This window comes from Rhizobacter sp. Root1221 (genome assembly GCF_001425785.1).
In the GTDB taxonomy this organism is placed as follows: Bacteria; Pseudomonadota; Gammaproteobacteria; order Burkholderiales; family Burkholderiaceae_C; genus Rhizobacter.
This window is the reverse complement of sequence record NZ_LMDI01000024.1, coordinates 48,343-68,688: the sequence shown is the minus strand read 5'-3', so window position 1 is coordinate 68,688 and position 20,346 is coordinate 48,343. Positions and strand designations below refer to the sequence as shown.

Below are 20,346 nucleotides of genomic sequence, written 5' to 3'. Positions count from 1 at the left end.
TTGGCGGCGCCGGATTGTCTCAACTGGGTGATCCATGGGATCTGTCGGCCACGTCCAACCGCAATCGATGCACTTTGCCGAGCCGCTGCCGCTCAAGAGCGGCGCCGTCTTGCGCGACTACACCCTCGTCTACGAAACCTACGGCACGCTGAACGCCGCGTGCGACAACGCCGTGCTCGTGTGCCACGCGCTGAATGCGTCGCACCACGTGGCCGGCACCTACGAAGGCCAGCCGAAGAGCGAAGGCTGGTGGGACAACCTGGTGGGCCCGGGCAAACCGCTCGACACCAACCGCTTCTTCGTGATCGGGATCAACAACCCCGGCTCGTGTTTCGGCTCCACCGGGCCCATGCAGATCGACCCGGCCACCGACCAACCTTACGGCGCTCACTTCCCCGTGATCACGGTGGAAGACTGGGTGGATGCGCAGGCCCGCCTGTTCGATCGCCTGGGCATCCGGCAGCTGGCCGCGGTGCTCGGCGGCAGCCTCGGCGGCATGCAGGCGCTGAGCTGGTCGCTGCGGTACCCGGACCGGTTGCGTCACTGCATCGCGGTGGCCACCGCGCCCAACCTGTCGGCCCAGAACATCGCGTTCAACGAGGTGGCCCGCCGCGCCATCGTCACCGACCCCGAGTTCCACGGCGGCCACTTCTACGCCTACGGCACGGTGCCCAAGCGGGGCTTGCGGGTGGCCCGCATGATCGGGCACATCACGTACCTGAGCGATGACTCGATGGAGGCCAAGTTCGGCCGCACCATGAAGGGCGCTGCACTCGGCTACAGCACGCAGGACATCGAGTTCGAGATCGAGAGTTACCTGCGCTACCAGGGCGACAAGTTCAGCGAGTACTTCGACGCGAACACCTACCTGCTCATCACACGCGCCCTCGACTACTTCGACCCGGCGCGCGAGCACGCCGGCAGCCTGACGGCCGCGTTCGCCCACGCGCGCTGCAAGTTCCAGCTGGTGAGCTTCAGCACCGACTGGCGCTTCTCGCCGGCCCGCTCGCGCGAGATCGTCAAGGCGCTGCTCGACAACCGCTTGTCCGTCAGCTACGCCGAGATCGACGCCCCTCACGGCCACGACGCCTTCCTGCTCGACGACAGCCGCTACCACGGTGTGCTGCGCCAGCGTTTCGCCAACATCGCCGACGAGGTCCGCGCATGAGCGACCGCAAGGACATGGAATTGATCGCCGAGCTGGTGCCTCCGGGCTCGCGCGTGCTCGACCTCGGGTGTGGCAACGGCGAACTGCTGGCGCACCTGCGCGACCACCGCCAGTGCAGCGGCTACGGCATCGAGATCGACGACAGCAACGTGCTGGCCTGCACGCAGCGTGGCGTGGACGTCATCCAGCTGAACCTGGAAGACGGCCTGGCCATCTTCGACGATCAGAGCTTCGACGTGGTGCTGCAGCTCGACACCCTGCAGCACTTGCGCCACACCGAGCGCATGTTGCGTGAAACGGCGCGGGTGGGCCGCGTGGGCATCGTCAGTTTCCCCAACTTCGCACACTGGCCCAACCGGCTGCAGATCGCCGCCGGCCGCATGCCGGTGACCCGCGTGTTGCCCTACCAGTGGTACGACACCCCGAACATCCGCGTGGGCACGTTCGCCGATTTCGAGGTGCTGGCCCGCAAGAACGGGCTCAACGTGCGCGAGTCGTTCGGCATCCAGGACGGCCGCACCGTGCGCCGGTTTCCCAACCTGCGCGCCAGCGTGGCGGTGTTCAAGTTCGATCGCGGCTGAACGTCACTCGCGGCCGAGCAGCGACTCCTTCAGCAGCGAATCGGCGGGCGCCTGGCCCACCCAGATCTTCAGCACCATCTGGAAGAACTCGGCGTCACCCACCGGTTCCCCCTGCGGCTTGCCGAGGATGTAGAACAGCGTGCCCTTGCCGGGGATGAACTCCATGGCGAACGACTCGCCGGGCGCCACCTTGGGCCGGCCCGAGAAGATCTCGATCAGGCGCAGGCTGGAGAGGCTGTGCTTCTGGGTCAGTTCCTTCGGCGAGTTTTCACCCATGCCCTTGATGAACAGGCGGCCCAGTTCGGTGCCCGGCAGGTCGCGCAGCGCCACGAATTGGAGCTTCTTCGGGCCCGGCAGCACGAGCAGTTCCTCGGCCGTGGTGACCTTGCGCGTGGTGTACAGCGCCATGTCGTAGCCGTTGAAGATGCCGCGGCGGCGGGTGCCGGCGCCATTCATCTGCAGCTTGGTTCCCAGCACCTCGGCCGTGGGTTCGAACTTCGTGGTGGTGGGCGAGGCATGGGCCGCGGCCACCCAGAGGCCGGCGGCCAGCGCCATCGCGGCGGCGGCGTGGCGGGCGAGCTGGCGGGGCAGGCGGGCTGGGGATGTCGAGGGCATGGCCTCCTCCGGGAACTGTTGTGGTCTGCGGCGATCGTACCGTGAGCAGAAGTGTCGGCCAGGGTTTGTGCGGATCGCAACCGGAAAAGCCCTGCGGACACGGGCATATTCACTGTCTACACTTCGTCCACCATGCTGAACACCCTCGAGACGGCCGATGGCCTGAAGCTCCACGTCCACCACAGCCCCGCGGCGGGTGAGGGGCGCGGCACCGTCGTGCTCGTGCACGGCCTGGGCGAACACTGTGGCCGGTACGCGCATGTGGTGCAGGCGCTCAATGGCTGGGGTTGGCACGCCGTGGCCTACGACCACCGCGGACACGGCCGCAGCGAAGGGCCGCGCGGTGCGTTGAACGACCCCGATGCGCTGCTCGACGACCTTTCCCGCGTGGTGTCTGCCGCCCGTTCTGCGCACTCGGGTCCCATCGTGCTGTTCGGCCACAGCATGGGCGGCCTGGTCGTGGCGCGGTATGGGGCGGAAGGCACCCTGGACGATCCGGAGCGCTGGTTCCACGCGGTCGACGCGATGGTGCTGTCATCGCCCGCCCTCGACGCCGACCTGACCATCGGCCAGCGTTTCCAGTTGCGCCTCATGCGCTGGCTCGTGCCCAACCTCGCGGTGGGCAACGGCCTCAAGCCCGAGTGGGTGTCGCGCGACCCGAAAGTCGTGGCCGCCTACGTGGCCGACCCGCTCGTGCACGACCGCATCACGCCGAAGCTCGTGTCGTTCATCCTGAATGGCGGCGAGTTCGCCCGCACCCAGGCCTCCGCCTGGAACCTCCCCACGCTGCTGGTGTACGCCGGCGCCGACCGCTGCGTGGCCCCCCGCGGCAGCCGGGCGTTCGCGTCGTCGGCGCCGTCGCACCTCGTCACGTCGCAGGAGTTCCCCGCGCTGTACCACGAGATCTTCAACGAGCCGGAACAGCAACAGGTGCTGCAGGTGATGGGCGATTGGCTGGCGAGCCGCTGAGGCGCCGTCCCGTCGAACGACGAGGCCAAGCCTGCGCAGTGCCCGGCTGTATCGATGACCAAGCCGGAGACCCGTCCAGGGTGACGCGAGTGGCACGGGTGGTGCGGTGCCTGGGAAGGCAGACCCCGGGAGTCAGGGCGTGGAGAGACGTCCTGGCNGGCCACTGGTTGATGTCGCGTTCCATCGCCTCCGTGCGCAGCGCCTGGGCGTCCCGATGATCAAGCCGGAGACCCGTCCAGGGTGACGCGAGTGGCACGGGTGGTGCGGTGCCTGGGAAGGCAGACCCCGGGAGTCAGGGCGTGGAGAGACGTCCTGGCATCATCGAGTCCTCGGCGTACACCGAGCGAGTCCCGCTCAGCCGAAGCGCCTGGGCAAAGGTCTGGGAAGCTGGTGTTGAGGTGTTTTCTTGGTTCCTTCTTTTTCACCAGAAAAAGAAGGGACTCGGCTGCCGGGCCGAGACCCGGCGCGGCCTCGCGCAGCGAGAAAACGCAGCTCGCAGCGAAGAGTGGGCCCCGTCGTTCGACGGGGTGACGAGGGGCGGTGACGGGTGACGGAGTGACGGGGATTTTCCACCGGAGCCCCGGGGCACAAGGGGGCAACAGCCTCAGCGCCTCAGATCCACCCGAATCACCGGCACCTCAGGCGTCACGAACCGCTGCTTCACCCGCTCCATCCACCCCGCCTTCGAAGAAGTGTCATGCACCGGCTCGAACGCGGCGATGGCGCGGCGCACGTCGGCGTTGGCGTCGCCACGCACGTCCAGCACGGTGAGCGACACCCCCGGCGGCAGCAGCGGTTCAAGCGCCCGGGCCACGGCGGCCTGGTGCCACTCGGCCCGCGGGGCGTCGAGCATGACGGTGGCCTGGTTGCTGGCCGCCGACTGGATGGCCGCCAGCCAGGCCCGCCGCACCGACGGTTCGGCGGCACAGTGGCCCAGCAGGGCCGGCACCAGGCGTGACAGGTCGGGCACCGGCGTGGGCTCGACCACGTGGCCCTCGGCGAGGCGGCGCAGCACCATCAGGGCCCGCAGGCTCAGGAGGTCGTCGCACGTGAGCAGGCAGCGTTCGCCGTCCCGGTCGAGCACGGCGTTGAACCGCTGGTTCATCGCGAACGACAGCAGCGCCGCCGCTGTCTGGTGCAGCGTGGGGGCGGTGACCGGCGGCACCTGGGTGGCCGGGTCGGTGAGCCACACGGCCAGGGTGGGGAGTTCTCCCGGTTCACCGGGGAACAGGTGCAGGCGCTGCACGGCGTGGCCGGTGGCGGTGGCCGCCGGCTGGCGGGCACCCGGGAACCAGATGGGTGTGGCCAGGAAGTCCGGGAGCAGGACGTCCGTCGCGCCGGGCGACAACTCGCCTTCGGTCCAGGCTTGAACGCGCCGCAACAGGTCGATCGTCATGGGGTCATTCTTCCATGCCCCGTGGCACCCTGGTGACAGGTTGAAAGTGCACCGGCGTCGGACGTGCCGGTTCGCGGCCCCGGGGTCCACCCCATCCAGCGCACTTGAACTCTGCGGTCTAATGCGAAGGGGCCCCACCGGCCTGTGGGCCCTTTTTTCCATTGCACGACGTTCATGAAGCTGATTCCCTTTGCGGCCGAGCACCTGCAGGTCGGGGCCTCGTTGCCCTTCGACCTGTTCGACGGCGCAGGCCGACTGATGATGCCGCGCGACGCGGTCATCCAGGACGGCACCCAACTCGACCGCCTCACGGCCCACGACCTGATGGCCGACGAGGACCAGAGCGCCGAATGGCGCGAGACCCATCGGCGCGAGCGCGAGCTGGCCGACGCGTTCGACGATGCCTTCGGTGGAACGAGGCCCGTGGTGGTAGACGAAGCCGCACCGCCACGCCTCGAACTGATCGCCGAGCTGGGCCTGGTGCAGAACCAGCTCAACGTGCTGTTGCTCGACACCGCACCGGATGACAAATGGTTGCCGCGGGTGCTGGCCGTCGAAGGCCGCCTGCGTGACCTGATGGACGAACACGCGGACGCGCTGCTGTTCCTGATGCTGCAGCGGGCGGTGCGCCGTTACGAGCACTACAGCAGCCGCCACGCCCTGCTGTGTGCGATGGCCTCGTCGCTATGTGCCAGGCAGCTGGGCCTCACGGCGGCGGAGATCCGCTCGCTGGTGCTGGCCGCGCTGACCATGAACTGGAGCATGACGGCCATGCAGGACGAGCTGGCGCTGCGCGAGCGCACGCCGTCGCTCGACCAGCGCATCCGCATCGACCGGCACCCCGAGTTGAGTGCGCAGCAGCTGAAGGCCGCCGGGGTCACCGACCCGCTGTGCATCGAGGTGGTGGCCCGCCACCATCGGGACGGCGCGGGTGACCAGCCGCTCGCCTTCCTGGGCGCGCCCGACCGCCTGGCCCGCGTGCTGCGGCGACTCGACGTTTTCTTCGCGAAGATCAGCCCGCGGCTCAGCCGCCCCGGCATGCCGGCCACGCTGGCCGCCCGCGCCGCCTGTCTCGGCGCCAATGGCGAGCCCGACGAAGTGGGGTCGGCCATCATCAAGGTGCTGGGCATCTACCCGCCCGGCACCTGCGTAAGCCTGGCCAGCGGCGAGCTGGCAATGGTGCTGCGCCGCGGCGTGCATGCGAGCCAGCCGCAGGCCGTGAGCCTCGTGGCCGCCGGGGCGGAGCTGAAGATCCCGAAGCTGCGCGACACCTCGGAGGCGGCCCATCGCATCACCGGCACCGTCAAGCCGACCGACGTGCGCAGCTCGGTCAACGTGGCCGATCTCCTCGCGATGATGTGACGGCTGCCCGCACACCGTCCAAAGTCCACGCGGGAGGATGCGGCCCCGATGCGGTTCTACACTTCGCGCAGGTGACAAGGAGAGCCCCATGAACGCACGCGACCCCCTCGCTCCGCGAACCCCCGACCTGCCCGGTGCCATCGCCGCATTCACCGACCGGATGTGGGACGACGAGATCGTCCCGGCGCTGACCAACTACATTGCCATCCCCGCGAAAAGCCCCATGTTCGATGCCGACTGGCAGAAAAACGGCTTCATCGACAAGGTGGTGCGCGACGCCGCCACCTGGGTCGAGGGCAAGAAGGTGGCCGGCCTGAAGCTCGAGGTGGTGCGCATCGAGGGCCGCACGCCGGTGATCTTCTTCGAGGTGCCGGCCACGAAAGCGGGCAGCACCGACACCGTGCTGCTGTACGGCCACCTCGACAAGCAGCCCGAGTTCAACGGTTGGCGCAACGACCTCGGCCCCTGGACGCCCAAGTACGAGAACGGCCTGCTGTACGGCCGCGGGGGGGCCGACGACGGCTATGCGGTGTACGCATCCATCGCTGCCATCCTCGCGCTCGACGCGCAGGGGGTGCCCCGGCCGCGTTGCGTGGGCCTCATCGAAGCCTGCGAGGAAAGTGGCTCGTTCGACCTGCCCGTGTACGTGGACGCACTGAAGGAACGCCTGGGCGACGTGAGCCTCGTGGTGTGCCTGGACAGCGGTGCCGGCAACTACGACCAGCTGTGGCTCACCACCAGCCTGCGGGGCATGGTGAGTGGCACGCTGAAGGTGGAGATCCTGAGCGAAGGGGTGCACTCGGGCGATTCGAGCGGCCTCGTGCCGTCGAGCTTTCGCATCCTGCGCCACGTGCTGGACCGGCTGGAAGACTCGAAGACGGGGCAGCTGCTGCCCGAGAGTTTCCACTGCACCATCCCCGCCGACCGCATCGAACAGGCCCGCGCCACGGCGCAGATCCTGGGTGACGAGGTGTGGAAGCGTTTCCCGTGGGCCTGCGGCGCCGACGGCGGCCCGACGCTGCCCACCACCACCGACCCGCTCGAAGCGCTGCTCAACCGAACGTGGCGTCCCACGCTGAGCGTGACCGGCGCCGACGGTTTCCCCGCGATGAAGGACGCCGGCAACGTGTTGCGCCCCTTCACCGCCTTCAAGCTCAGCCTGCGCTTGCCGCCGCTGATCGACGGCAACGTGGCAGCCGCGCAGTTGAAGACCCTGCTGGAGGACAACGCCCCGTACAACGCCCGGGTTACCTTCGCCGCCGATGGCCGCGTGGGGGCCGTGGGCGCCACCGGCTGGAACGCACCGAGCCTGTCGCCGTGGCTCGAGACCGCGTTGAACCGGGCCTCGATGGACCAGTTCGGTGCGCCGTGCGGGTACATCGGGCAGGGCGGCACCATCCCGCTGATGAGCCTGCTGCAGCAGTGTTTCCCGTCGGCGCAGATGATGGTGTGCGGCGTGCTCGGCCCCAAGAGCAATGCCCACGGGCCGAACGAGTTCCTGCATGTGCCCTATGGCAAGCGCCTCACCGCCGCCGTCGCGCAGGTGATTGGCCGCGTGTAGCGCACCCCCTCCCGCCACCCCGGGCCGCGATGACATGGCGGCTCGCAAGGTTTTAATGTGACGATTACAGTCACAGAATGTCGCAAGCCAACGTCCAGTTCTCTGTCGCCGCGCACGTGATGGCGGCACTGGGTGCGCGTGGCGAGCCGGTGCACTCGGCCGAGCTGGCGGCCAGCGTCAACGCGGACGCGAGTTTCGTGCGCCGCGTGCTGTCGAAGCTGGCCAAGGCCGGTCTCGTGCACACCACGCGGGGCAAGACGGGGGCTTGCACGCTGGCGAAGGCCCCCGAGGGCATCACGCTGCTCGACATCTACCGGGCCAGTGCGGCACCGGCCACGTGTGCCATGCACGGGTACCCGGTGGCCGAGGAATGCAAGGTCAGCCGCAACATGAAACGTTGCATGGACGACGTCTTGCGCGAGGCCCAGCACGGCTTCGAGCAGGGCCTCGCCCGGCAGACGCTGGCCGATGTGCTGGCCAGCATGCAGGCTGGCTCCTGACTTCTCCGCGCTTTTTTACGTTCGAAATTGTTATATCAAACGTCACATTTTTGTCGTACCGACCCACACACAGACACCAGGGAGTCCCCATGAACCAACACACCCACACGCGCTCGTTCACCGGAGCCACGGCATGGTGAGCGCCGACACCACGGCCGACCGGGCCGGCCTCGCCGGCACCGCCCCCGCCCACACCAGCCCCGCCGTCCGTGCGTCCGCATGGCTCGCGGTGGCGTCCATCGCCGTGGGGTCGTTCTCCACGGTGACCACCGAATTCCTGCCCATCGGGCTGCTGCCCACCATCGCCGACGGGCTTGGGGTGTCGCAGGGCTTGGCGGGCCTGATGGTCACGATGCCCGGCGTGGTGGCCGCGCTGGCCGGACCGGCGCTGATCGTGGCATCGGGCCGGCTCGACAGGCGATCGGTGCTGATTGCGCTCACCGTGATGCTGCTGGTCTCCAACGTGCTGGCGGCGCTGGCGCCGAACTTCGCGACGATGCTCGTGGCACGCGTGTTCCTGGGCCTGTCCGTCGGGGGCTTCTGGACGTTCGCGCCGGGCGCCACCGCGTTCCTGGTGCCGCCGGCCCAACAGGCCCGCGCCATCTCGTACGTGCTGGCCGGGGTGTCCGTGGCCACCGTGGCCGGTGTCCCGGCGGGGTCGTTGCTGGGCAACCTGGCGGGCTGGCGCGCGGTGTTCGGCGTGGCCGCCGTCTTGTCTGCGGTGGTCCTGGCCGTGCAGGTGTGGCTGTTGCCGCCGATGCCACCGGCCCGTGCCACGCAGGCCCGTGACCTGCTGAAGCCGTTTGCCAGCCGCGGGGCCCGCAACGCCCTGCTGGTGACACTCTTCATGATCGCCGGCCACTTCGCCGCCTACACCTACCTCACGCCGCTGCTTGGCCAGACGTTCGGGCTGTCCGCGGAGGTCGTCACCGGCCTGTTGCTGGTGTATGGCGCATCCGGTTTCCTCGGCACCTTCGTGGGCGGCCGGGTGGCCACGCGCAGTGCCCAGGGTGCGGCGCTGCTGGCCGCGGTGCTGATCGCCGCCGTGCTGTTGTTCGCGGCGTTGACCAGCGGCGGCCTGGTGGCCGGTGTGGTCGTGGCCTTCGTCTGGGGCAGTGCGTTCGGCATCATCCCCGTGGCGCTGACCACCTGGATGCAGACGTCGCTGCCCGAGGCGCCGGAGGCCGGCCAGGCCCTGCTGGTCACCGGCTTCCAGGTGGCGATCGCTTCGGGCGCGCTGTTCGGCGGTCGCCTGGTGGACGGGCTGGGCATCCCGAGCGCCATGGTGCTGGGCAGCGTGCTCGCGGTGGTGGCCGCCGCCGTGATCGCCGCGGCCCTGCGGCGCTGACCGTCACCCGGGCTGCGGCACGCCCAGCAGATGGGCGCCCAGCGCTTCGGCCACCTCGATGCCATCCACGCCGGCGGACATGATGCCGCCCGCGTACCCCGCGCCTTCTCCGGCGGGGTACAGGCCCCGCACGTTCAGGCTCTGCTTGTCCTTGCCGCGGGTGATGCGCAGCGGGGAGGACGTGCGGGTCTCGACCCCGGTCAGCACCGCGTCCGGCATCGAGAAGCCCTTGATCTGCCGCTCGAACGCCGGCAGCGCCTCGCGGATGGCCGCGATGGCGTACTCGGGCAGGCTGCTGCGGCCGGGCTGGCCCAGGTCGGTGAGGAACACGCCGGGCTTGTACGACGGTTGCACCGACCCGAGGGCCTTCGACGCGCGGCCCTTGATGAAGTCACCGACGAGCTGCCCCGGCGCCTGGTAGCCGCCACCGCCCAGTTCGAAGGCGCGCGACTCCAGCACCCGCTGGAAGGCCATGCCGTCGAGCGGGTTCACCGGGCCGTCGGCCAGGCCGTCCTGGCGGTAATCCTGCGGTGAGATGCCCACCACGATGCCGGCGTTGGCGTTGCGCTCGTTGCGGGAGTACTGGCTCATGCCGTTCGTGACCACGCGGCCTTCTTCCGACGTGGCGGCCACCACCGTGCCCCCCGGGCACATGCAGAAGCTGTAGACCGAGCGGCCGTTTTTTGCGTGGTGCACGAGCTTGTAGTCGGCCGCGCCGAGGATCTCGTTGCCCGCGTTGGGGCCGAACCGTGCGCGGTCGATCAAACCCTGCGGGTGTTCGATGCGAAAGCCCACCGAGAACGGCTTGGCCTCCAGGTACACCCCGCGCGCGTGCAACATCGCGAACGTGTCGCGCGCGCTGTGGCCCAGTGCGAGCACCACGTGGTCCGACCGCAGCTGCTCGCCCGACGCCAGGGTCACGCCACGCACCTGGCCCGCATCGACGTGCAGGTCGGTCACCCGCTGTTCGAAGCGGACCTCGCCGCCCAGCGCCTCGATGTCCGCGCGCATCTTCTCCACCATGCTGACCAGGCGGAACGTGCCGATGTGCGGCTTGCTGACAAAGAGGATCTCCTCCGGCGCGCCGGCCTTCACGAACTCGGTCAGCACCTTGCGGGTGAGGTGGCGCGGGTCGCTGATCTGGCTCCACAGCTTGCCGTCCGAGAACGTGCCGGCGCCGCCTTCACCGAACTGCACGTTCGACTCGGGGTTCAGCACCCCCTGGCGCCACAGGCCCCAGGTGTCCTTCGTGCGTTGGCGCACTTCCTTGCCGCGTTCGAGCACGATGGGGCGCAGCCCCATCTGCGCGAGGATCAGCGCCGCGAAGATGCCACACGGGCCGAAACCGATCACGAGCGGGCGGGGGCGTTCCCCCGCGAAGAAGTGGGCCGGCGCGTGGCCGGCGAAGCGGTAGCGCGTGTCGGGCGTGGTGCGCACCTGCGGGTCGCCCTCGTGGGCCAGCAGCACGCCGGCCTCGTCGGTGAGTTCGCAGTCGACCGTGTAGGTGAGCACGATCGCGCTTTTCTTGCGCGCGTCGTACGCCCGCTTGAAGACGGTGAAGGCGGTCAGGCCGGCGTCGGCAATGCCCAGCCGTTCGACGATGGCCGGGCGCAGGGCGTCGTCGGCGTGGTCGAGGGGCAGGCGCAGTTCGGTGATTCTCAGCATGGGACTCGGTCAGGCCTTCGGCCTCGGGGATTCATCGTTGGTGCTCGGTTCGGGCTGTTCCTCGGCGCGCATCTCGTCGCACGGGGTGTCGTCGGTCAGCACCGGGTCGTCGGAGGTGATCTCCTGCGGCAGGAAACCGCCCGACTGGTGCTTCCACAACAGCGCGTAGTGTCCCCCGCGCGCGAGGAGTTCGTCGTGGGAACCCTGTTCGACGATGCGGCCCTGGTCCAGCACGACCAGGCGGTCCATGCGCGCGATGGTGGAGAGGCGGTGTGCGATCGCGATCACCGTCTTGCCCTCCATCAGGTCGAGCAACTGGTTCTGGATGGCGAGTTCCACCTCGCTGTCGAGCGCCGACGTGGCCTCGTCCAGCACCAGGATGGGCGCATCCTTCAGCACCACGCGGGCGATGGCGATGCGCTGGCGCTGGCCGCCGCTCAGCTTCACGCCGCGTTCGCCCACGTGGGCGTCGTAGCCTGTGCGGTCCTTCCAGTCCTGCAGGTCGAGGATGAATTCGTGCGCCTGCGCGCGGCGTGCGGCGGCCTCGATCTCGGCCGCGGTGGCACCGGGTCGGCCGTAGCCGATGTTCGCGGCGATGGAACGGTGCAGCAGCGAGGTGTCCTGCGTCACGAGGCCGATGGCGCCGCGCAGGCTCTCCTGCGTCACGTCCGCGATGTTCTGGCCGTCGATGCGGATGCAGCCGTGCTCCACCTCGTGGAACCTCAGCAGCAGGTTGACGATGGTGGACTTGCCCGCGCCCGACCGGCCCACGAGCCCCACCCGTTCGCCGGGCCGCACGGTGAGGTCGAAGTCGTCGAGCACCTTCTTGCCGTCGGTGCGCCCGTAGGTGAAGGTCAGGTGTTCGAAGCGGATCTCACCCTTCGGCACGGCCAGTTCCGGCGAGCCGGGGGCGTCGGTCAGCGTGTGGGGCACGGCGATGGTTTCCATGCCTTCCTGCACCACGCCGATGTTCTCGAAGATGCCGGTCACTTCCCAGCTCACCCAGCCCGCCACGTTGGCGATCTGCCACGCGAGCGGCAGTGCCGTGGCCACGATGCCGGCCGACACTTCGCCCCGCGCCCACAGGCTGATGCCGATGGCCGCGGTGCTCACGAGCAGCAGGGCGTTCATCGCGGCCAGCGTGGCCATGAACCGGGTGATGAGCCGCATGTGGGCCGCGATGGCGCCGGTGTGCTCGTCGATCATCTCGCGCACGTAGGCGTCCTCGTCGCGCACGCGGGCGAAGAGTTTCACCGTCAGGATGTTCGTGTAGCTGTCGACCACCCGGCCCATCACGGCCGAGCGGACCTCCGAACTGACCTTGGCGAGGTCGCGCATGCGCGGCACGAAATGGCGCAGGAACACCATGTAGCCGGCGAACCACAGCAGCGTGGGGATCGCGAGGCGCCAGTCCGCCAGGGACATCAGCACGAGCGAGCTGATCCCGTAGACGGCGATGTACCAGATGGCCCGGATGCTGGCGACCACGCATTCGCGCAACGCGTTGCTGGTCTGCATTACGCGGTTGGCGATGCGGCCCGCGAAGTCGTTCTGGAAAAACGGCCAGCTCTGGCGCACGACGTGCCAGTGGCTTTGCCAGCGCACGAGGCTCGTCACGCCGGGCACCACCGCGTTGTTGCGCACCAGGCTGTCGGCGATCAGTGTCACGGGCCGGCCCACGACCACCAGCGTGGCCATGCCGAGCAGCGCCGGCAGCGCTTCCGCGAACGCGGCGGCCCGGTCGGTGGCCTGCATCAGCGTGACCAGCCGCCCGATGAAGACCGGGATCAGCATGTCGATCATCGCCACCGCGAGGCCGGTGACGAACATCGCCGCGTAGAGGCTGCGCGTCTGGCGGATGAAATGCCAATAGAACGCGATCAGCCCCGCGGGCGGTGGCCCGGGCGGCATCGCGGTGGGCTGGATGCGGGATTCGAAGAAGCTGAACATGGACGCCATCGGGGTCGGTCAGGAGGATGGGATTGTCGTCCCTGCCTGTCACCGGCGTCGCGCGCGCAGCAAAAAGCCGCCCGTAGGCGGCTTCTTTGTGCGGCGGGAAGCGCGGTTCAGGAACCGGCCTTGGCGTTGCGCACGCCCGACTCATTGGCGCGCAGCGCCAGGCGGGTCTCTTCACGCACTTGTTCGCGGGTCAGCGACGACTGGCGGGTGGGGGCCTGGGCGTAGGCGAGGCCGGTGTCGAAGCTGACCAGTTCGCCTTCGTTGCGTGCACGCAGGAACTCGGCGCGGACTTCAGCGCGGGTCAGGCCGGCATTGGCGGAGGCCTTCGGGGCCTGGGCGTAGGCGGTGCCGGCGTCGAAACGCTCGACGGCGGCGCGGTCGGCCTGCGTCACCGCCACACGGGGGGTGGACTTGACCGGGGCCGGGCCGAAGCCGGTCAGGGGGTCGAACTCGCCGCCAGCGAACGCGGACGAAGCGAGGAGGGCGAGGGCGGCGGCGGTGAAGGCTTGGCGGGTGTTCATGGTGATGGCTTCCGTATCAGAGGTTTGACTGGGTCGGGGCATGGCGGCTTCGCCGTCCTGTCCTGCCTCGGTGAGTCGCCTGGTGTGTGGCTCATCGATGGGCTCAACTTTAGGGATTACCCGGGGCCGGAAAAAGTAGCCTGGCTTCAATTGCGCATTGCTGATTCCGAAACAATCACGCCACAGGGACCCTGGTGGTTCGCCTGCGCGCAAAAAAAGAACCACCCGAAGGTGGTTCAAGAGGAGTCAAGCGCAGGAGGAAATGGGTGGTGCGGGCTTGGGCCCGGGGGGCCTCAGGACCCTTCGGCCTGGTTGCCGGCGCGGCGGGCGCGCAGCGCGGCCTGGGTTTCTTCACGCACCTGCTGGCGGGTCAGCGTGGACGTGGCCACCGGGGTGTGGGTGTACTGCCGGTTGTGATCGAAGTCGGCGATCGAACCATCGGCTACGGCCGCGGCAAATTCAGCCTTCACCTGGTCGCGAGTGAGCGTGGACTTCACGTCACGGAACGGGAGCACGCGGTCGTCGCGGTCGCTGCGCAGTTCGCCTGCGGCGCGGGCGGCGGCCAGTTCGGCCTTGACCTGGGCGCGGGTCACCGTCGACTTGGCAGCGGGTTCGGCGGATTGACCCAGCGGGTCGTATTCACCGCCGGCAAGCGCGGACGAACCGGCAACGGCGAGGAGGACAGCGGCGAGGAGGTGCTTGCGGTTCATGGTGTCGTGTCTTTCAGGAAAGTGGTGTGTCGATGGGGTGAACTCTAGGGTTCGACCTGATCCTGAAAAAGATGGCTGGGGCCAATGGCCTGTTCCCTGGCACGCAACAATCCCGCCGAACATTGTTCTGTCCTGAACCGGAAAACGGCACCCGCTGCCGTTCAGGCGGGCGGGTTCGGCGCACGTGTGTGCCCGCCAGTGCCTAAGCTGCTGCATCGTCCTGCTCATTGGAGTCCCATGGCGTTGCAGCATTTCGGCCGAATGGCCGCCGACACGATCGACGACCTGCTGCCCGAGTTGGTCGCGCTGCGGCGCGACCTGCACGCGCATCCCGAGCTGGCGTTCGAGGAGAAGCGCACGGCCGGCATCGTCGCCGCCGCGCTGCGCCTGCTCGGGCTCGAGGTGCACGAAGGCTTGGCCGGCACCGGCGTGGTCGGCACGCTGCGTCACGGCGGCGGCACGCGCACCGTGGGCCTGCGCGCCGACATGGATGCCTTGCCGATCGCCGAGCAATCGCGCCTGGGCCATGCGAGCCGCCATGCCGGCGTGCATCACGGCTGCGGGCACGACGGCCACACCGCGATGCTGCTCGGCGCGGCGCGGCAACTCGCGCGCACGCGCCAATTCGACGGCACGGTCCACTTCATCTTCCAGCCCGCCGAAGAAGGCCGCGGCGGCGCGCGTGTGATGGTCGAGGAAGGCCTGTTCGAGCGCTTCCCGTGCGACGCCGTCTATGCGCTGCACAATTGGCCCGACCTGCCGCTCGGCCATGCGCAGACGCGCCCCGGGCCCGTCATGGCAGCGGCCGACCGCTTCGACATCGTGCTGCGCGGCCGCGGCGGCCACGCGGCGCAGCCGCACCGCACGCCCGACGTGCTGCTGGCCGCGAGCCAGCTCGTCGTGCTGTTGAACACGATCGTCTCGCGCCGCATCGATCCGGCCGAGTCGGCGGTGCTGTCGGTCACGCGCGTCTCGGGCGGCAGCAGCCACAACGTGCTGCCGGCCGAAGCAACACTGACCGGCACGGTGCGCAGCTTCGACGCCGGCGTGCAGGACCGGATCGAGGCCGCGCTGCGCGACGCCGCGGCCGGCGTGGCGCTGGCGCATGGTGTCGAAGCGGACGTGACCTATCACCGCTACTACCCGGCGACGGTGAACAGCGAAGCCGAAGCGCAACTCGCGCTCGAAGCCGCCGCAACCGCGGGGCTGCAGGCAAGCGTTGCGCCGCGGCCGGCGTTCACCTCGGAGGACTTCGCGTTCCTGTTGCGCGAGCGGCCGGGCGCCTACCTTTGGCTTGGCCAGGGCCGCACCGCCCCGGGCGAGGACGGCGGGCGCCCGCTGCACCACCCCTGCTACGACTTCAACGACGACGCGCTGCCCTACGGCGTGCGCTGGTTCTGCGCGGTCGCGCAGCGCGCGCTGGGTTCCGCACCCATGTGAGGGGGCGGGGTGGGGGCGGGTTCATTCTCGCCCCCTGCGGCGCTCACTCGGCGCGCTCCGGGAACAGCCGCTCGATCGAACAGTGCGTCTTGATGAACGGCGATTTGATGACGATGTAGCTGAAGTACTTCTCGATGCCGATGTTGCGGTCGAGCAGGCCTTCGATCACCTGCTGATAGTGGTTCACGCCCCGTGTCAGGAAACGAAGCAGGTAGTCGTAACCGCCGCTGACGAGGTGGCATTCCAGGATCTCGTCGACCTCGCGGATCGCGGTTTCGAAGCGGAGGAAGTCCTCGCGATGATGGTCCGCCAGCGTCACCTCGGTGAACACGGTCAGCGTGTCGCCCAGCTTCTCCAGCCGCAGGTGCGCGCCATAGCCCGAGATGTAGCCGGCCTGCTCGAGCCGCTTGACCCGGATCAGGCATGGGCTCGGCGACAGCCCTACGGCGTCGGCCAGGTCGACGTTGGTGACGCGGCCGTTCTTCTGCAGTTGCGCGAGGATGCGCAAGTCGAGCCGGTCGAGCTTGAATGCCTCAGACATGGTGATGGTGGGCGGTCGCGATGAACCCCATTTTGCACCTCAGGCCAGCGCGGCGCGCACGTCGGGGGCCGACAGCACGTCGTCGAGCGTGCGGCGCAGGCGCACGAAGAGCTGCTCGAACTCGGATTCCGTGAACGTGAGCGCCGGCGCGAAGCCGAGCACCGCGTCGCCGAAACAGCGGAAGATCACGCCGTTGCGGTAGGCGGCCGCGAACAGCCGGTCGGGCAGTGCGAGCGCCGCGTCGAAGCCGCGCTTGCTCGCCTTGCCGCTGACAAGCTCCAGCGCTCCGAGCAGCCCGCGGTGGCGGGCGTCGCCCACCAGCGGATGCTCGCGCAAGGCGTCGAGCCCTGCCGCGAAGTGGGGTGCCACGCGCAGGCCGTTCTCGATGATGCCGCCTTCGTCGTACAGCCGCAGCACTTCCAGCGCAACGGCCGCGGCCACCGGGTGGCCCGAGTAGGTGGCGCCGTGGCCGATGGGCGCGCCGGCCGGCGCCGCATCGGCGATCGCGGCATAGACCGGCTCCGACAGCATCAAGGCGCCCATCGGCACGTAGCCGGCGGTGAGGCCCTTGGCCATCGTCATCAGGTCGGGCTCCACGCCTTCGGCTGCGCACGCGAACATCGGGCCCGTGCGCCCGAAGCCGGTGATGACCTCGTCGACGACGAACAGGATGTCGAGCTCGCGAGCGGCTTCGCGCATGGCCTTCAGCCAGCCCACCGGCGGCACGATCACGCCACCCGATCCCTGGATCGGCTCGCAGAAGAACGCGGCCACGTTCCCGGCGCCGACCTCAGTGACCTTCGCGCGCAGCGCAGCCACCGAAGCGGCGATCAGGGCCTGCGCATCACCGCCCTGCGGGTGGCGATAGGGGTTTGGCGACGGGATGTAGTGCTGCGTGGGCAGCGGCAGGTCGAAGCCGCGGTGGAAAACAGGCAGCGCGGTCAGGCCGGCGCCGGTCGACGACGAGCCGTGGTAGCCGCGTTCGAGCGAGATGAAGTGCTTCTTCGCGGGCCGGCCGCGTGCGTTCCAGTACTGCACGATGAAGCGCACCGCGGCATCCACGGCCTCGGAGCCGCCGAGGGTGAGGTACGCGCGCGTCAGTGACCGCGGCGTGATGTCCACGAGCTTGGCGGCCAGGCGGATCGCCGGCTCGCTGGCAAAGCCGAAGTAGCCGGTGGCGTAGGGCAGGGTGCGCAGTTGTTCGGCCGCGGCTTGCACGACGCTTTCCTGGCCATAGCCGATGTTCACGCACCACAGGCCGGCGAAAGCGTCCAGCAGCTCGTGGCCGCGGGCGTCGGTGAGCCAGGCGCCACGGCCGGACGCGAGCACGAGTGGGCCGCGCTCTTCGTGCTGGCGCCAGGCGGCGACTGGGTGGACAAGGTGCGCACGGTCGAGCGCAGCAAGGGCATCGGGGGCGTGGCGGTCGGAGCTCATCGACATCGGCTTCTATAGGAATGAGGTGAAGCAGAGCTTAGGACCGAGCTCGCACGGCGGGGTGCTGCTTTGCCGCCCTCGTGCCGCGCTTGATGTCGTTGTGCTGGCCGCTTCGGCAGATGATGCTGCGGGACATCGGTCAGTAGCCGCGCCGGCGATCGACGAGGCCGACCAGCGGCTCGCCGCGCGCGAAGCGGCGCAGGTTGTCGATGGCCACGCGCGCCGCCGTGTGCGGCTGCGTCATGCTGGCGATGTGCGGCGTGACGCGCACGCGCGGATGCGACCACAGGGCATGGTCACGAGGCAGCGGCTCGGGATCGGTCACGTCGAGCACGGCCTCGGCGAGGTGGCCCTCGTCCAGCGCCCGCAGCAGCTCGGCCGCAACGAGTTGCGGCCCGCGTCCCACGTGCACGAGGCTCGCGCCCTTGGGCAGCTTCGCGAACAGCGCCGAGTTCAGCAGCCCGCGCGTCTCATCGGTCAACGGCAGCAGGCAGACCAGGATCTCGCTTCGCGCGAGAAAGCCTTCGAGCTCGTCGGCCCCCGCATGGCACACCACGCCTGGCACCTCGTGCCGCGAGCGGCTCCACCCCGCGCAATCGAAACCGAACGAGACGAGCTTGTCGAGCACCGCCTGACCGAGCGAGCCGAGACCCAGCACGCCGATCCGTCGCTCCGAGGCCGGCCGCACCTGGATGACCTGCCATTCCCGCTGCTGCTGCGCGCGCCGGTACGCCGGCATGTCGCGATGCAGGTCGAGCACGGCATGCGTGACGTACTCGACCATGCCGCACACGATGCCGGGTTCGACCATGCGCACCACCGGCAGGCCGGGCGGCAGCGCGGTCAAATCGAACTGGTCGACGCCGGCGCCGGTGGACAGCAGGAGCCGAAGGTTCGGGAGCCGCGTGGCCAGGTCCGCCGGTGGTTCCCATGCGGCGAGGTAGTGGACGTCGGCGCCATCGCCGACATCCGGCCACAGGCGAAACTCGATCTCCGGGGCCTCGTCGCGAAAGATCTCGGCCCACTGCCGCCCGCGCTGCGGATCCGCCTTGTAGACGAGCACCTGCCGCATCAGCCGAACGCCTGTGTGACGATGCCGAACAGCCGCGGCCCGCCGCCGGGCTGGGCCAATGGCGCGCCACGCAGCATCGTGGTCGGCGCGTCGACGCGCAGCAGGCCGAGGGTTTCGAGCCACTCGGCCAGGCCGCTGTCGAAGTCGATGTCGATGCGCGTGAAGCGGCCCGCGTTCAGGCCTGACAAATGGGCGATCAGCGCCTTCGCACCTTGGGCGTCGGGTGCGACCACCGGGCCGATCACGTGACCGCGGCCGAAGCGGCGCAGCATCGCGAAACCGCAGGCGTGGTCGTCATGGTCGAGCACCACGGCCGCCTCGGCGTCGCGGAACAGCTCGTCGATCAGCGTGTCGCGCGGCATGCCGCGCGCGTCGGCATCGAGTGCGCGCAGCGTGGGCAAGCTGGTTTCTGTTGCGGGACGCAGGCGCCAGCCGGCATCGAGCGCGATGGGGGGCGTCGGCTGCGCGATGCCCTGGTGCTGCCGCACTTCGCCGATGCGCACGAAGCCCAGGCGCTCGTAGAGGCCGCGGCCGTCGGCCGTCGCGTGCAGCAGCACTGTGTGCTGGTCGAGCCCTTCGAGCAGTGCCGTCATCAGGCGGTGGCCGATGCGCCGCCCCCGGCAGGCCGGGGCCACGACGACGAGCCCGATCGTCGCGTGCTGCGGCCCCCAGCGCCAGCGCAGTCCCGTGCCGACGATCTGCCCGTCACGCTCGGCGACCAGGCCTTCGCCGTGGCGGAACGCCTGTTCCCAGTCGGTGGGCCGGTACGACCAGCGCAACTCGCCGGTCAGCTCATGCGCGGCCGCGAGGTCGGTTGCGGTCATCTCGCGCAGCGTGATGCCGTCGAAAACCGGTGCTTGGATTGCACCCATCGTGTGATTCTCCGGGTCCATGTATGGGCGCTCATCTTGGGTGTAATCGCGCCGCGGCGCCAGCCGCAATTCGGGTTTCCGAGCAATTCGACAGCATGCGCTGCGGCGGGTGGTCGCTTTGCCATAACGCTGCGGCGCCGGGCGTCCGGACGAACACATCTGCCGCGCCCCCACGCGCAGTGTTGTGTTTCACGCGATGCGGTAGGGATGGGGGCGAACCCGCGGCAGCAGCGTGTGCTGACCGATTTCGGGGCGCCATGCGGTGCATCGCGCACACCTGCGGGGCGTACGGCACGGCATGCCGCGACAGGCCCGCCAAACGGCAGCTTCGATCCGGTGAGGGGCGAAATTCACGATCTGCGCGCGGTGGCTCCGTGATGCAATGAATCCGTCACACCACATCAATCTTCCACCACACTGCGAGACACCGATGAGCTTCCGCCCCAAGTACATCACCTTCGACTGCTACGGCACGCTGACGCGCTTTCGCATGGGCGACATGGCGCGCGAGATGTTCGCCGACCGCGTTGCGCACGAGCAGATGGACCAGTTCGTGGCCGACTTCGCCGCCTACCGCTTCGACGAGGTGCTCGGCGCCTGGCAGCCCTACGAGGTGGTGCTGAAGAACGCCG

General features: G+C 69.2%; 18 protein-coding genes and 1 pseudogene. 9 read left to right on the top strand and 10 right to left on the bottom strand.

Annotation, left to right across the window (positions count from 1 at the left end):
- Positions 1–34: 34 nt before the first annotated feature.
- Both ASC87_RS18280 and metW read left to right on the top strand, forming a co-directional pair.
- Positions 35–1,168, top strand: coding sequence for a homoserine O-acetyltransferase (locus ASC87_RS18280; protein ID WP_056665248.1), 1,134 nt, complete (start codon positions 35–37; stop codon positions 1,166–1,168).
- A complete protein-coding gene (gene metW, locus ASC87_RS18275) occupies positions 1,165–1,749 on the top strand; it encodes a methionine biosynthesis protein MetW (protein WP_056665246.1) in 585 nt (194 codons plus the stop codon). The genes ASC87_RS18280 and metW overlap by 4 nt, the downstream gene beginning before the upstream one ends.
- A 3-nt stretch (positions 1,750–1,752) precedes the next feature.
- On the opposite strand, the gene ASC87_RS18270 is transcribed toward metW, so the two are convergent.
- Positions 1,753–2,364 carry a chalcone isomerase family protein gene (locus tag ASC87_RS18270; RefSeq protein WP_056665244.1) on the bottom strand — a complete coding sequence of 204 codons (612 nt, stop codon included), beginning with the start codon at positions 2,362–2,364 and terminating at the stop codon, positions 1,753–1,755.
- Positions 2,365–2,496: 132 nt separating this feature from the next.
- Between ASC87_RS18270 and ASC87_RS18265 the strand changes: the two genes are divergently transcribed.
- Positions 2,497–3,333 carry an alpha/beta hydrolase gene (locus tag ASC87_RS18265; RefSeq protein WP_056665242.1) on the top strand — a complete coding sequence of 279 codons (837 nt, stop codon included), beginning with the start codon at positions 2,497–2,499 and terminating at the stop codon, positions 3,331–3,333.
- Positions 3,334–3,937: 604 nt separating this feature from the next.
- Here ASC87_RS18265 and ASC87_RS18260 read toward each other — a convergent pair.
- On the bottom strand, positions 3,938–4,729 hold the full coding sequence (locus ASC87_RS18260; RefSeq protein ID WP_056665240.1) for a hypothetical protein: 792 nt from the start codon (positions 4,727–4,729) through the stop codon (positions 3,938–3,940).
- 174 nt (positions 4,730–4,903) lie between these two features.
- Between ASC87_RS18260 and ASC87_RS18255 the strand changes: the two genes are divergently transcribed.
- The 4 genes from ASC87_RS18255 (at position 4,904) to ASC87_RS18240 (ending at position 9,500) form a co-directional block, all read left to right on the top strand.
- Entirely contained in the window at positions 4,904–6,091 is a 1,188-nt protein-coding gene (locus ASC87_RS18255) for an HD-GYP domain-containing protein (protein WP_056665238.1), read from the top strand.
- A gap of 88 nt (positions 6,092–6,179) precedes the next feature.
- Entirely contained in the window at positions 6,180–7,652 is a 1,473-nt protein-coding gene (locus ASC87_RS18250) for a M20 family metallopeptidase (RefSeq protein ID WP_056665236.1), read from the top strand.
- A 77-nt stretch (positions 7,653–7,729) separates the two neighbouring features.
- Positions 7,730–8,152: an Rrf2 family transcriptional regulator gene (locus ASC87_RS18245; protein ID WP_056665234.1), complete on the top strand. Its 423-nt coding sequence runs from the start codon at positions 7,730–7,732 to the stop codon at positions 8,150–8,152.
- Between the two features lie 133 nt (positions 8,153–8,285).
- Positions 8,286–9,500 carry an MFS transporter gene (locus tag ASC87_RS18240; protein ID WP_082568725.1) on the top strand — a complete coding sequence of 405 codons (1,215 nt, stop codon included), beginning with the start codon at positions 8,286–8,288 and terminating at the stop codon, positions 9,498–9,500.
- 3 nt (positions 9,501–9,503) lie between these two features.
- Here the strand turns inward: ASC87_RS18240 and ASC87_RS18235 are convergent, their stop codons facing one another.
- The 4 genes from ASC87_RS18235 to ASC87_RS32475 all read right to left on the bottom strand — a co-directional run bounded on the left by ASC87_RS18235 (position 9,504) and on the right by ASC87_RS32475 (position 14,355).
- On the bottom strand, positions 9,504–11,165 hold the full coding sequence (locus tag ASC87_RS18235) for an NAD(P)/FAD-dependent oxidoreductase (RefSeq protein ID WP_056665232.1): 1,662 nt from the start codon (positions 11,163–11,165) through the stop codon (positions 9,504–9,506).
- A 9-nt stretch (positions 11,166–11,174) separates the two neighbouring features.
- Positions 11,175–13,115, bottom strand: coding sequence for an ABC transporter ATP-binding protein (locus ASC87_RS18230; RefSeq protein WP_082568732.1), 1,941 nt, complete (start codon positions 13,113–13,115; stop codon positions 11,175–11,177).
- 116 nt (positions 13,116–13,231) lie between these two features.
- Positions 13,232–13,645: a DUF4148 domain-containing protein gene (locus ASC87_RS18225; protein ID WP_056665231.1), complete on the bottom strand. Its 414-nt coding sequence runs from the start codon at positions 13,643–13,645 to the stop codon at positions 13,232–13,234.
- A gap of 293 nt (positions 13,646–13,938) precedes the next feature.
- Positions 13,939–14,355: a DUF4148 domain-containing protein gene (locus ASC87_RS32475; protein ID WP_056665229.1), complete on the bottom strand. Its 417-nt coding sequence runs from the start codon at positions 14,353–14,355 to the stop codon at positions 13,939–13,941.
- A gap of 261 nt (positions 14,356–14,616) precedes the next feature.
- On the opposite strand from ASC87_RS32475, the gene ASC87_RS18215 reads away from it, so the two are divergent.
- Positions 14,617–15,795 carry a M20 aminoacylase family protein gene (locus ASC87_RS18215; protein ID WP_157604115.1) on the top strand — a complete coding sequence of 393 codons (1,179 nt, stop codon included), beginning with the start codon at positions 14,617–14,619 and terminating at the stop codon, positions 15,793–15,795.
- A 43-nt stretch (positions 15,796–15,838) separates the two neighbouring features.
- Here the strand turns inward: ASC87_RS18215 and ASC87_RS18210 are convergent, their stop codons facing one another.
- From ASC87_RS18210 to ASC87_RS18195, 4 genes are all read right to left on the bottom strand, one after another.
- The gene (locus ASC87_RS18210) at positions 15,839–16,336 is read right to left on the bottom strand and encodes an Lrp/AsnC family transcriptional regulator (protein WP_056665225.1); all 498 of its coding nucleotides are present in this window, start codon (positions 16,334–16,336) and stop codon (positions 15,839–15,841) included.
- 39 nt (positions 16,337–16,375) lie between these two features.
- A complete protein-coding gene (locus ASC87_RS18205; protein WP_056665326.1) occupies positions 16,376–17,770 on the bottom strand; it encodes an aminotransferase class III-fold pyridoxal phosphate-dependent enzyme in 1,395 nt (464 codons plus the stop codon).
- Between the two features lie 139 nt (positions 17,771–17,909).
- The gene (locus ASC87_RS18200) at positions 17,910–18,842 is read right to left on the bottom strand and encodes a glyoxylate/hydroxypyruvate reductase A (RefSeq protein WP_056665222.1); all 933 of its coding nucleotides are present in this window, start codon (positions 18,840–18,842) and stop codon (positions 17,910–17,912) included.
- Positions 18,842–19,714, bottom strand: a complete 873-nt coding sequence (locus ASC87_RS18195; RefSeq protein WP_157604113.1) for a GNAT family N-acetyltransferase — start codon at positions 19,712–19,714, stop codon at positions 18,842–18,844. The genes ASC87_RS18200 and ASC87_RS18195 overlap by 1 nt, the downstream gene beginning before the upstream one ends.
- 430 nt (positions 19,715–20,144) lie before the next feature.
- Here ASC87_RS18195 and ASC87_RS30800 point away from each other — a divergent pair.
- Positions 20,145–20,346, top strand: a pseudogene (locus ASC87_RS30800) (haloacid dehalogenase type II); the annotation flags it as partial.